The following is a 12,491-nucleotide window of genomic DNA, read 5'->3' on the forward strand; positions in this document are numbered from 1 at the left end:
TCGACCCGCGCAGGGCGCGCAGCCCGGTGGATTGAGCCCGGCCCCATCCACTGCAAGGATCGCCCCAACAACGCCGGGTCCGCCTTGTTCCAGGGAGTGACAACGACAGGGGTTCTGGGGGTGCCGGATTTCCGGCGCCTCTGGCTCGTCGGCTCCTTCATCTCCATTGCCCGGTGGCTGGAGATGCTGGTCATCGCTGTCGTGGTCTATGACCAGACGAAATCGCCCTTCCTCGTCGCCGCCATGACGCTGGTGCGGCTGCTGCCCATGGGGCTGTTCGGCGCGACGCTCGGCGTGGCGGCGGACCGGATGCAGCGGCGCCACGCGCTGGTCGGCGTGGTGTGCTGCCAGGCGATGGTGGCGGCGGGGCTGGTGGTGCTGTGCCTGTCCGGCCAGCCGCCGGTCTGGCTGCTGGGCCTGGCCGCCTTCATCTCCGGCATCGCCTGGGCGACCGACAATCCGGTGCGCCGGATGATGCTCGGGGAGATCGTGGGCACCACGCGCATGGCCTCCGCCATGTCGCTGGATGTGGTCGCCAACAATGCCAGCCGCGTGGCCGGCCCGGCGCTGGGCGGGGCGATCCTGGCGGCGCAGGGGCCTGTCGCCGCCTTCGCGCTGTCCTTCGTGCTCTATGCCTTCGCGGCCGCCGCGGCGCTGCGGGTGCGCCACCGCAGCACCGTCACGAACCGGCCGCTATCGGTGATCCGCGACACGCGGGAGAGCTTCGCGCTCGTGCTGCGCCAGCCCGGCATGCGGGGCGTGCTGATCGTGACCATCATCTACAACCTGTTCGGGTGGCCCGCGAATTCGATGGTGCCGGTGATCGGGGCGGGGACGCTGGGGCTCGGCCCCGATGGCGTCGGGCTGCTGGCCAGCATGGATGGCGTCGGCGCCTTCCTGGCCGCCATGGCGCTGGCCGCGCGCGCGCCGGCGCATTGGTACCGGCCCGTCTATATCGGGGGATGCGCCCTCTATTGCGGCATGGCGACGGCCTTCGCCCTGGCGCCGGGGGTGATCAGCGCGGGCACGGCGCTGGTGGTGATGGGGGCGGGGGGTGCCGGCTTCGCCACCATGCAGGCGACGCTGGTCTATATCGCCATGCCGCCGGAGGAGCGCAGCCGGGCGCTTGGCGTGCTCTCGGTCTGCGTGGGGCTCGGGCTGCTGGGCTTCCTCCATCTCGGGCTGATGGCGGACTGGATCGGCGCGCCGGCGGCGACCGCGCTGATGGGCGTGGAAGGGCTGGTGGCGCTGGCCGTGACCTGGCGCTGGTGGCGGGCGGCCCCCTGAGATGCTTCGCTTGCCCGGCGCGACCCCCTATCTTCGCGCCATGAACCCGAGGAGGCGAGGATGACCGCTGAACGCCCGATCCGCCAGGACGCCTCGCCCCTGGCGGACTCCCATCGCCTGCGCGTGCTGCACCAGCTGGAGCGCAAGCTGCTGTGGCTCTCGGCCTGGATGATCCACCACGCCAACCACATCCGCCCGAACCGGGACGGGCTGAAGGTCGGCGGGCACCAGGCCTCCTGCGCCTCCTCCGTCTCCATCCTGGCGGCGCTGTACTTCGAGGTGCTGCGCCCGCAGGACCGGGTGGCGGTGAAGCCCCATGCGGGGCCGGTCTTCCACGCCATCAACTACCTCTTCGGGCGGCAGGAGCGGGAGAAGCTGGCGACGCTGCGGCAGTTCGGCGGCATCCAGCCCTATCCGAGCCGGGTGAAGGACGGGGCGGAGGTGGATTTCTCCACCGGGTCGGTCGGCCTCGGCGTGGCGCTGACCACCTTCGGCTCGCTGGTGCAGGACTACGTGCGCCTGCACGGCATCGGCCGGCCGGAGATCCCGGGCGGGCGTCATGTCGCCGTGGTCGGCGATGCCGAGCTGGATGAGGGTAACATCTACGAGGCCCTGCTGGAGGGCTGGAAGCATGACGTCCGAAACGTCTGGTGGGTGGTGGACTACAACCGCCAGAGCCTGGACAGCGTGGTGCCCGACCGCCTCTTCGGCCGGATCGAGGGGCTGTTCCGCGACATGGGGTGGAACGTCGTCACCCTGAAATACGGCCGCAAGCTGGAAGCCGCCTTCGCGCGGGAGGATGGCGATGCGCTGCGCCGCTGGATCGATGACTGCCCCAACAGCCTCTATGCCGCGCTGACCTTCCAGGGCGGCGCCGCCTGGCGGAACGCCGTGCTGGCCGATCTCGGCCGGGTGCCGGGGGTGCGGGCGATCATCGACCCGCTGAGCGACGACGAACTTGCCGCGCTGATGACGAACCTCGGCGGCCACGACATCGAGACGCTGACGGAAGCCTTCCGGGCGCAGGATGCGGCGGGCGACCAGCCCACCTGCTTCATCGCCTACACCATCAAGGGCATGGGCCTGCCCTTTGCCGGGCACAAGGACAACCATGCCGGGCTGATGACGAAGGAGCAGATGGCGGCCTTCAAGACCGCCATGGGCATCCGCGACGGCCATGAATGGGACCGCTTCGAGGGGCTGGAGGTCCCGGCGCCGGAGGTCGAGGCCTTCCTCGCTTCGGTGCCCTTCGCGAAGCCCATCGCGCCGGAGGGCCGCGCCCTGTCGGCCCCCGCCATCCCCGTGCCGGCCAGCCTGCCGGCACCCCGCATCCCGCCGGGGCGGCTGATGTCCACCCAGGCCGCCTTCGGGGAGATCCTGGCCGAGATCGGCCGCGGGCATGGGGAGTTCGGGCCGCTGGCGGAGCGGATCGTCACCACCAGCCCGGACGTCACCGTCTCCACCAATCTCGGCCCCTGGGTGAACCGGCGCGGCATCTTCGACCGGCACCTGAAGAACGACGTCTTCCGCGACGCCAAGCTGGCGAGTGCGCAGCGCTGGGGGATGGGGCCGGAGGGGCAGCACATCGAGCTCGGCATCGCCGAGCAGAACCTTTTTCTTCTGTTGGGCGCGCTGGGGCTGTCCCATTCGCTGAACGGGGCGCGGCTGCTGCCGATCGGGACGGTCTACGACCCCTTCGTGAACCGGGGCCTCGATGCGCTGATCTATGGCTGCTACCAGGATGCGCGCTTCCTGCTGGTCTCCACGCCGTCCGGCCTGACCCTGGCGCCGGAGGGCGGGCAGCACCAGTCGGTGAACACGCCGCTGATCGGCATGGCGCAGGACCGGCTGGTGGCCTTCGAGCCCGCCTATGCCGATGAACTCGCCGTGCTGATGCGCTTCGCCTTCGACCACATGCAGAAGCCCGATGGCAGCGCCGTCTGGCTGCGGCTGTCGACGCGGGCGCTGGCGCAGCCGGAACGCCGGCTGGATGCGGAAGGCGTGGTCGCGGGCGGCTACTGGGTGGTGCCGCCGGCTTCGGGGGCGGAACTCGCCATCTGCTACCAGGGGCCGGTGGCGCCGGAGGCGCTGGAAGCCTTCGAGGCGGTGCGGGAGGACGTGCCGGGGGCGGGGCTGATGGCCATCACCTCCCCCGACCGGCTGCACCAGGGCTGGCTGGAGGGACGGCGCCGGGGCGGCGGCAGCGCGGTGGAACGGCTGCTGGCGCCGCTGGCGCGAGACGCCGCGCTGGTGACGATCCTGGATGGCCACCCGGCGGCGCTGTCCTGGATGGGCGCGGTGCGCGGGCAGCGCGTGGTGCCGCTCGGCGTCGATCATTTCGGGCAGACCGGCGATATCCCGGACCTCTATGCCGCCTATGGGCTGGGGGCGGATGCCATCCTGGATGCCTGCGCCGCGGCGCTGCTGGCCCGATGAGCGGGGAGCGGAAGGCCCCCGGGGTGGTGCGGCCGGTCCCCCGCCCGATCGCCGCCGCGCCGCGCGCCGCGGTGCGGCCCCAACCCGCGGTCCCGCGGCTGGAGCCCGAGCGCGTGGCGACGCCGGCGCGGCCACCGCGCGCCCCGTCCGGCATCACGCTGACGGAAGCGGATGTGCGGGCCTGCTACCGCCTGCTGCTGGGGCGGGAGCCGGAGAGCGAGGCGGTGGTCGCCACCCACCTTGCCCGTTCCGATTCGGCGGCCACGCTGCTGCGCCGTTTCACGAACTCCGACGAATACGCTGCCCGCCGCCAGCGGGATGCGTCCCAGCGCCACGCCTTCGCCCTGCCCGCGCTGCCGATCGAACTGGCGGCGAGTGACGAGGCGCTGGGCGCCATGCTGGATCGGACCGCACGGGCCTGGGATGAGGCGGGGCGCCAGGCACCGCATTGGTCCGTGTTGAACCAGGCGCGGTTCCGCCCGGAGGAGATCGGGGCGACGGTCGACGCCTTCTATGCCACCGGCGCGGAGGATGCGCGCCTGGTGGAGGGCCTGCTGCTGCGCCATGGCGTCGCGCCCGGGTCGCTCCGCCATGTGCTGGAATTCGGCTGCGGCGTGGGGCGGGCGACGCTGGCGCTGGCGCGGATCTTCCCCTGGATGACGGGGTGCGACATCTCCGCCCCGCATCTGGCGCTGGCGGCGGCGGAGGCACGGGCGCGGGTGGTGGACAATCTCGGCTGGCACCAGGCGGGCGTGACGGCCCCCATGCCGGGCGGCGGCTGGGACGGGTGGATCAGCCGCGGCGTTCTCCAGCACAACCCGCCGCCTGTCATGGCCTATCTGCTGCGCTGGGGCTTCGCCGGGTTGCAACCGGGCGGCATCGCGATCTTCCAGGTGCCGACGCACCAGGATGGCTACGGCTTCGCCGTCGGCCCCTACCTGGCCAGCGGCCCGGCCAAGGCCACCGAGATGCATGTGCTGCCGCAGCCCACGATCTTCGCGCTGGCGCGGGAGGCGGGGCTGGAGGTGCTGGAGGTGCGGGAGGATACCCAACTCCTCGGGCTGGACCGCCAGCGCTGGGTCAGCAACCTCTTCGTCTGCCGCCGTCCGGCGTGACCGGAAGGGGGTAGCGGGAAGGGGCGGGGGCGGGCTACTCAGCGCGCGGCGCGGGCGTGGTGGAATTGGTAGACACGCTGGATTTAGGTTCCAGTGGCGCAAGCCATGGGGGTTCGAGTCCCTCCGCCCGCATGATTTCGTTGCCTTTCCCTCAGGCGCTGGGCGGCCGCATCCGCGGCCTTGGCTCGCTGCACGGGCGGAGGGCCGCATTCGCCGCCTCGGCCGGCTTTGCCGGCCGCAGGTCACTCCAACCCCCGTTGGTGCAAGCCCCCCATTGCCGCCGCGCCCCCAAGCCGCTAGGGGGGCGGGCTTCCAGCGTGCCGCGCATCCGGGAAACCATGGCCCGGGGCGCCCTCAGGATAAAGAAGGTCCGAAATGCAGGTCACCGAGCTTCCCGCAGAGGGGCTGAAAAGGGCGTTCCAGGTCGTCGTTCCGGCGGCGACCCTGGCGGAGCGCCGTGACAAGCGGCTGAAGGAACTTGGCGCCGACCTGCGCCTGCCCGGCTTCCGCCCCGGCAAGGTGCCGGCGGCCGTGGTCAAGCAGCGCTACGGCACCGCCGTGTCCGGCGAGGTGCTGGAGCAGTCGGTGGACGAATCCATGCGCCAGCTGCTGACGGAGCGCGGCCTGCGCCCGGCGATGCAGCCCAAGGTGGACCTGGTGAACTTCGCGGACGGCGCGGACCTGGAATACAAGGTCGAGCTGGAGCTGCTGCCCGAGATCCCGATGCCCGACTTCGCCGGCATCACGCTCGACCGCCAGAAGGCGGTGCCGGGCGATGCGGAGGTCGATGGCTTCCTCGACACCATGCGTGGGCGCCTCGCGACCACGGAGGACGTGGCGGAAGCCCGCCCAGCCGCCAAGGGCGAGGTGCTGGTCTGCGACTTCGAAGGCCGCCTGAAGAACGAGGATGGCAGCCTGGCCGAGCCCTTCCCGGGCGGCACGGCGTCCGACATGCCGATCGAGGTGGCGGGCGATGGCTTCATCCCCGGCTTCACCGAGCAGCTGGAAGGCATGACGCCGGGCGAGAAGAAGGACATCTCCGTCAGCTTCCCGGCCGAATACGGCTCGGCCGAGCTGGCCGGCAAGGATGCGGTCTTCGCCATCACGGCCAAGTCCCTCAAGACCAAGACGCTGCCCGCGGTGGATGATGAGTTCGCCAAGCGCCTGGGGCTCGAGGATGTCGCCGCGCTGCGCAAGACGGTGACCGAGAACCTGCAGCGCGAATACGATGCGCTGGCGCGGATGAAGGTGAAGCGGCAGCTGCTGGATGCGCTGGCGGAGCGGGCGAGCTTCGAGGTGCCGGCCGGCATGGTCGATGGCGAGTTCGCCCAGATCTGGCAGCGCGTGGAGCAGGACCTCAAGGCCGGCAAGCTCGACGCCGACGACCAGGGCAAGGACGAGGACACGCTGAAGGCCGACTACCGCGCCATCGCGGAGCGCCGCATCCGGCTCGGCCTGCTGCTGAGCGAGATCGGCCGCACCAACAACATCCAGGTGACGAACGAGGAGCTGGGCGCCGCGATGCGCCAGGAGGCCTCCCGCTACCCGGGTCAGGAGAAGCAGGTCGTCGAGTTCTTCCAGAAGAACCCGCAGGCGGTCGAGAACCTCCGCGCGCCGATCTTCGAGGAAAAGGTGGTCGACTTCGTGCTGGAGCTGGCCAAGGTGAACGAGACGACGATCACGCCGGCGGAGCTGACGGCGCAGGCGGGCGAGGCCGCCTGAGCGGGCAGGGCTTCCCTGCTGACCTGGCGATGCACCCCGCGGGGCGCATCGCGGGCCCTTGGGCATGAACGGGGTCGGCACCTGCAGGGGTGCCGGCCCCGCTTGCGTTCGGGTTGCCGGCATCCCATCTGCGCGCGCCTGGATGATGGCGGGAAGTGGTTGGGGAAATGCAGCAACAGGGGGGCTTTGCGCGTCGCCCTGGTTTCCCCACATTAATATCAATCGTAGAGAATCGCCTTCGAGGGTCGGTCGCGCCAGCGTCCTGCCCGATGGCTGCAGCCCCGCCGGCGGCGGGGCATGAAAGGGACCACCATGCGGGACCGCGATCCGGTCGAGATCTACAACAACTCCCTCGTCCCGATGGTCGTCGAGCAGACGGCACGGGGCGAGCGGGCCTATGACATCTATTCGCGCCTGCTGAAGGAGCGGATCATCTTCCTCACGGGTCCGATCTACGACCAGGTGGCGTCGCTGATCTGCGCGCAGCTGCTGTTCCTGGAAAGCGAGAACCCGAACAAGGACATCGCCTTCTACATCAACAGCCCGGGCGGCGTGGTGACGGCCGGCCTCGCGATGTACGACACCATGCAGTACATCCGCAGCCCGGTCTCGACCGTGTGCATCGGCATGGCGGCCTCGGCCGGCAGCCTGCTGCTGACGGCGGGCGCCAAGGGCAAGCGCTACGCCCTGCCGAACAGCCAGGTGATGATCCACCAGCCCTCCGGCGGCGCGCAGGGCCAGGCGACGGACATCGCCATCCAGGCGCGCGAGATCCTCAAGACGCGCGAGCGGCTGAACAAGATCTACGTGCACCACACCGGCCAGGAACTGGCCGAGATCGAGGCGAAGATGGAGCGCGACACCTACATGACCGCCGAGGAGGCCCGCGATTTCGGGCTGATCGACCAGGTCGTGGAGCAGCGCCCCGCCCCGCCCGTGGAAGCGCCGAAGAGCTGAGCGCGCGCCAGGGTTCCGGTTTTTGGGCGAAGCGAGCGAAGCTTTCGGGCTTCGTTCACTTTCTGTCGCCATTCTGTCCTGATTTTCGGAACATCTTTCCCCCGCCCTCGGGTGGGGCTACATTCACCCGTTGCTGCCCCCCAGCCGGGGGGTGGGCGTCCCGCGCCGTCGGCCTTTCAGGCGACCGGGGCTTGAGGCTTTCGGAGCGCGCATGAGCAAGTCCGGCGACTCGAAGAACACCCTGTACTGCTCGTTCTGCGGCAAGTCGCAGCACGAGGTCCGGAAGCTTATTGCCGGACCGACCGTGTTCATCTGCGACGAGTGCGTCGAGCTGTGCATGGACATCATCCGCGAGGAGCACAAGACGCACCTCGTGAAGTCCCGCGACGGCGTCCCCACGCCGCGCGAGATCTGCAAGGTGCTCGATGACTACGTCATCGGCCAGGACCACGCGAAGAAGGTCCTGAGCGTCGCCGTGCACAACCACTACAAGCGCCTGGCGCATGGTGGGAAGTCCGGCGACATCGAGATCGCGAAGTCCAACATCATGCTGGTCGGGCCGACGGGCTCGGGCAAGACGCTGCTTGCGCAGACGCTGGCCCGCATCCTCGACGTGCCCTTCACCATGGCCGATGCGACGACGCTGACCGAGGCCGGCTATGTCGGCGAGGATGTGGAGAACATCATCCTCAAGCTGCTGCAGGCCGCGGACTACAATGTGGAGCGCGCGCAGCGCGGCATCGTCTACATCGACGAGGTCGACAAGATCAGCCGCAAGTCGGACAACCCCAGCATCACGCGCGACGTGAGCGGCGAGGGTGTCCAGCAGGCGCTGCTGAAGATCATGGAAGGCACCGTCGCCTCCGTTCCGCCGCAGGGCGGGCGCAAGCATCCGCAGCAGGAATTCCTGCAGGTGGACACGACGAACATCCTGTTCATCTGCGGCGGCGCCTTCGCGGGGCTCGAGAAGATCATCGCGGCGCGCGGCAAGGGCTCGGGCATCGGCTTCGGGTCCGAGGTGCGTGCACCGGATGAACGCCGCACGGGTGCCATCCTGCGCGAGGTGGAGCCGGAGGACCTGCTGAAGTTCGGGCTCATCCCGGAATTCATCGGCCGCCTGCCTGTCGTGGCCACGCTCGAGGACCTCGACGAGAAGGCGCTGATCGAGATCCTGACCAAGCCGAAGAACGCGCTGGTCAAGCAGTACCAGCGGCTGTTCGAGATGGAGGGGGCGAAGCTCACCTTCACCGAGGACGCCATGCGGTCCGTCGCCACGCGCGCCATCCAGCGCCGCACCGGCGCCCGCGGCCTGCGGTCGATCATGGAGAGCATCCTGCTCGGCACCATGTTCGACCTGCCGGGGCTGGAAGACGTGGAGGAGGTGGTGGTGAACCGCGAGGTGGCGGAGGGCCGTGCGAGCCCGCTGTTCATCTACGGCGAGCGCCCCGCCGAGCAGACCAGCGCCTGACCAGGCGCTGGCGATGCTGACCGATGGCCGGTCCCCAAAAGCCGGCGCCGGCGGTCATGCCAGGCAGGCGCTGCCATGATGGCAGGTCTGCCTTGTGGCCGCGGGGCAGGGGACCCATCTGGATGACAACCCCGTGGCGCCGGGGCCCGTGCCGATAACCAGGGCCCCCGTGGTGGGACCGCCCTGGGGGCGGACCCTGCGCCGACTGTCCTGAGTGAGGTCCGATATGGCGGCCAATACCACCCAACCCGCACGCGGCGAACTGCTTCCGGTCCTGCCGCTGCGCGACATCGTCGTCTTCCCCCACATGATCGTGCCGCTCTTCGTCGGGCGCGAGAAATCCGTCCGCGCGCTGGAAGCGGTGATGCGCGACGACAAGCAGATCCTCCTGGTCGCGCAGAAGAACGCCGCGCAGGACGATCCCGGCATCGACGATCTCTACAATGTCGGCACCGTCTCCACGGTGCTGCAGCTGCTGAAGCTGCCGGACGGCACGGTCAAGGTGCTGGTCGAAGGCGGCCGCCGCGCGAAGATCGCCGCCTACAAGGGCACCGATCCCTATTTCGAGGCCTTTGCCGAGGTGGCCGAGGACCCCGCGACCGAGGCGCGGGAGCTGGAGGCGCTGGCGCGCACCGTGGTCGCGCAGTTCGAGCAGTACATCAAGCTCAACAAGAAGATCGCGCCGGAGGTGCTGGTCTCGATCAACCAGATCGAGGAGCCGGCCAAGCTGGCCGACACCGTCGCGAGCCACCTGAACCTGAAGATCGCCGAGAAGCAGGAGCTGCTGGAGATCGTGGGCGTCGGCCCGCGGCTCGAGCGCGTCTTCGCCCACATGGAATCGGAGATCGGTGTCCTCCAGGTGGAGAAGCGCATCCGCAGCCGCGTGAAGCGGCAGATGGAGAAGACGCAGCGCGAGTACTACCTGAACGAGCAGCTGAAGGCGATCCAGAAGGAACTGGGCGAGGGCGAGGACGGGAAGGACGAGACCGCCGAGCTCGAGAAGAAGATCAAGGAGACCAAGCTCACCAAGGAAGCCCGCGACAAGGCGATGGCGGAGCTGAAGAAGCTCAAGACCATGTCGCCTATGTCCGCGGAAGCGACGGTGGTGCGCAACTACCTCGACTGGATCCTCTCGATCCCCTGGAAGAAGAAGACCAAGATCCGCAACGACATCGAGGCGGCGGAGAAGGTGCTGGACGCCGACCACTACGGGCTCGAGAAGATCAAGGAACGGATCATCGAGTACCTGGCGGTCCAGTCCCGCAGCCCGAAGATCCGTGGCCCGATCCTGTGCCTGGTCGGCCCGCCCGGCGTCGGCAAGACCTCGCTCGGCAAGTCGATTGCCAAGGCGACGGGGCGGAACTTCGTGCGCATGTCGCTCGGCGGCGTGCGGGACGAGGCGGAGGTGCGCGGCCACCGGCGGACCTATATCGGCTCCATGCCCGGCAAGGTCGTGCAGGGCATGAAGAAGGCGAAGTCCTCCAACCCGCTCTTCCTGCTGGACGAGATCGACAAGCTGGGCGCCGACTGGCGCGGTGACCCGTCCTCCGCCCTGCTGGAGGTGCTGGACCCCGAGCAGAACGCGACCTTCAACGACCACTATCTGGAGGTCGATTACGACCTCTCGGACGTGATGTTCGTGACGACCGCCAACAGCCTGCGCATGCCGCAGCCGCTGCTGGACCGCATGGAGATCATCCGCATCCCCGGCTACACCGAGGATGAGAAGGTCGAGATCGCCAAGCGCCACCTGATCCCCAAGGTCAGCGAGGCCAATGGCCTCAAGGCCGGCGAGTGGACGATCAGCGAGGACGCGATCCGCGACATGGTCCGCTACCACACGCGGGAAGCGGGCGTGCGCAACCTGGAGCGCGAGCTGGCCGGCATCGCCCGCAAGGCGGTGAAGGAGATCGTCTCCAAGAAGGCGAAGAAGGTCGCGGTCACGGTCAAGAACCTCGACAAGTTCGCGGGCGTGCGGAAGTTCCGCTACGGCGAGGCCGAGGCGGAGGACATGGTCGGTGTCGTCACCGGCCTGGCCTGGACGGAAGTGGGCGGCGAGATCCTGACGATCGAATCGGTCGTGGTGCCTGGCAAGGGCGCGACCAAGACGACCGGCAAGCTCGGCGACGTGATGCAGGAGAGCGTCAGCGCGGCGATGAGCTACGTCCGCAGCCGCTCCCCCAGCTTCGGCCTGAAGCCCACCATGTTCGAGAAGCGCGACATCCACGTGCATGTGCCGGAAGGCGCGACGCCGAAGGATGGGCCTTCCGCCGGCATCGCGATGGCGACCTCCATCGTCTCCGTGCTGACGGGCATTCCCGTCCGCAAGGATGTGGCGATGACGGGCGAGATCACGCTGCGTGGCCGGGTGCTGCCGATCGGCGGGTTGAAGGAGAAGCTGCTGGCGGCGCTGCGTGCGGGTGTCACCACGGTCTTCATCCCGAAGGAGAACGAGAAGGACCTCGCCGAGATTCCGGAGAGCGTGAAGAAGGCGCTGACCATCCTGCCGGTCAGCCATGTGGATGAGGTGATCGCCAAGGCGCTGGTGCGGGCGCCGGAGGCGATCACCTGGGAAGAGCCGCCGGAGGCGCCGCCCGCGGCGGCGACCGGCGCCGCGGGGGATGGGTCGGGCGTCCGCCCGCACTGACCCTGCCGGGCTGCTGAACGGGGGGCGCGCATCGGCGACGGTGCGCGCCCTTCGCTTGTTTTGTGGGCTGGTCTCAGATTTGGCTCACCATGCCGTCCGGGACGCAGGCGGTGCGTGGGTTTTGCGTCGCACACCGTTCAGGAATGGCGGATAACCGCCATTTTGCGGCGGCCGTGGCGTTGACGTCGCGGAAAGCGGGCTCCTAGTGTGCCCGCGAGGCGCCGGCAGAGTCGTGCCGGCCTGCCATCGGATGTCGTCACACAGGAACCTGAAGGGGGGTCCCACATGAACAAGCAGGATCTGGTCGCCGTTGTTGCCGAGGCCGGCGATCTGCCGAAGGCGAAGGCCGGCGATGTGCTGGATGCGGTCTTCGACGCGATCACCAAGGCGCTGAGCAAGAAGGACGGCGAAGTGCGCCTGGTCGGCTTCGGCACTTTCTCGACGTCCAAGCGCAAGGCCGGCAAGGGCCGCAACCCGCGCACGGGCGAGGAGATCAAGATCCCGTCCTCCACGACGGTGCGCTTCAAGGCCGGCAAGGGCCTGAAGGACGCCGTGAACTAAGCCTTCCCGTCATCGGGAAGCGGCGAGGGGGCTGGTCCGCAGGGACCGGCCCCTTTTCGTTTGGGCGCGGCTGTCGTAGGGGTCGCGCTGCGGGCGCTTAGCTCAGAGGTAGAGCGGCTGCTTTACACGCAGTTGGTCGGCGGTTCGATCCCGTCAGCGCCCATTCCTCCTTGCCGCAGGCAAGGAGGAATCCGCCGGAGGCGGAGAGAAGCGACCTGCGCGGCACCGCCGCGCAGCGCGGCCCGCAACGGGCGATGTCCCTTGAGCCACCGGACGAGGCGGAGAGAAGCGACCTGCG

The 12,491-nt window shown here is 69.2% G+C and carries 8 protein-coding genes and 2 tRNA genes; all 10 read left to right on the forward strand.

Annotation, left to right across the window (positions count from 1 at the left end; genetic code table 11):
• The first annotated feature begins 120 nt into the window (after window positions 1-120).
• The 10 genes from G3576_RS11295 to G3576_RS11340 all read left to right on the forward strand — a co-directional run bounded on the left by G3576_RS11295 (window position 121) and on the right by G3576_RS11340 (window position 12,356).
• On the forward strand, window positions 121-1,287 hold the full coding sequence (locus G3576_RS11295; RefSeq protein WP_164694475.1) for an MFS transporter: 1,167 nt from the start codon (window positions 121-123) through the stop codon (window positions 1,285-1,287).
• Between the two features lie 60 nt (window positions 1,288-1,347).
• Window positions 1,348-3,723 carry a 1-deoxy-D-xylulose-5-phosphate synthase N-terminal domain-containing protein gene (locus G3576_RS11300; RefSeq protein ID WP_164694476.1) on the forward strand — a complete coding sequence of 792 codons (2,376 nt, stop codon included), beginning with the start codon at window positions 1,348-1,350 and terminating at the stop codon, window positions 3,721-3,723.
• 23 nt (window positions 3,724-3,746) lie between these two features.
• Complete coding sequence (locus G3576_RS11305) at window positions 3,747-4,838, forward strand: class I SAM-dependent methyltransferase (protein WP_164694477.1); 1,092 nt, start codon at window positions 3,747-3,749, stop codon at window positions 4,836-4,838.
• Window positions 4,839-4,888: 50 nt separating this feature from the next.
• Window positions 4,889-4,970 (forward strand) — tRNA-Leu (locus tag G3576_RS11310).
• Window positions 4,971-5,213: 243 nt separating this feature from the next.
• Entirely contained in the window at window positions 5,214-6,560 is a 1,347-nt protein-coding gene (gene tig, locus G3576_RS11315; protein WP_164694478.1) for a trigger factor, read from the forward strand.
• A gap of 312 nt (window positions 6,561-6,872) precedes the next feature.
• Window positions 6,873-7,517: an ATP-dependent Clp endopeptidase proteolytic subunit ClpP gene (gene clpP / locus G3576_RS11320; protein ID WP_164694479.1), complete on the forward strand. Its 645-nt coding sequence runs from the start codon at window positions 6,873-6,875 to the stop codon at window positions 7,515-7,517.
• Window positions 7,518-7,728: 211 nt separating this feature from the next.
• Window positions 7,729-8,985, forward strand: coding sequence for an ATP-dependent Clp protease ATP-binding subunit ClpX (clpX, locus tag G3576_RS11325; RefSeq protein WP_164694480.1), 1,257 nt, complete (start codon window positions 7,729-7,731; stop codon window positions 8,983-8,985).
• 226 nt (window positions 8,986-9,211) lie between these two features.
• Complete coding sequence (gene lon / locus G3576_RS11330) at window positions 9,212-11,632, forward strand: endopeptidase La (protein WP_164694481.1); 2,421 nt, start codon at window positions 9,212-9,214, stop codon at window positions 11,630-11,632.
• A gap of 285 nt (window positions 11,633-11,917) precedes the next feature.
• Window positions 11,918-12,193 carry an HU family DNA-binding protein gene (locus tag G3576_RS11335; RefSeq protein ID WP_092960779.1) on the forward strand — a complete coding sequence of 92 codons (276 nt, stop codon included), beginning with the start codon at window positions 11,918-11,920 and terminating at the stop codon, window positions 12,191-12,193.
• A gap of 91 nt (window positions 12,194-12,284) precedes the next feature.
• Window positions 12,285-12,356: transfer RNA gene (locus G3576_RS11340), tRNA-Val, on the forward strand.
• The last annotated feature ends 135 nt before the right edge of the window (window positions 12,357-12,491 follow it).

Origin of the sequence: Falsiroseomonas algicola (assembly GCF_011040385.1) — a bacterium.
GTDB classification, from domain to species: Bacteria; Pseudomonadota; Alphaproteobacteria; order Acetobacterales; family Acetobacteraceae; genus Falsiroseomonas; species Falsiroseomonas algicola.

Excerpts from the sequence above, each read along its gene's own strand:
- G3576_RS11300 (WP_164694476.1), top strand. The coding sequence starts at position 1,348 with ATGACCGCTGAACGCCCGATCCGCCAGGACGCCTCGCCCCTGGCGGAC.
- tig (WP_164694478.1), top strand. The coding sequence starts at position 5,214 with ATGCAGGTCACCGAGCTTCCCGCAGAGGGGCTGAAAAGGGCGTTCCAG.
- clpP (WP_164694479.1), top strand. The coding sequence starts at position 6,873 with ATGCGGGACCGCGATCCGGTCGAGATCTACAACAACTCCCTCGTCCCG.
- clpX (WP_164694480.1), top strand. The coding sequence starts at position 7,729 with ATGAGCAAGTCCGGCGACTCGAAGAACACCCTGTACTGCTCGTTCTGC.
- lon (WP_164694481.1), top strand. The coding sequence starts at position 9,212 with ATGGCGGCCAATACCACCCAACCCGCACGCGGCGAACTGCTTCCGGTC.
- G3576_RS11335 (WP_092960779.1), top strand. The coding sequence starts at position 11,918 with ATGAACAAGCAGGATCTGGTCGCCGTTGTTGCCGAGGCCGGCGATCTG.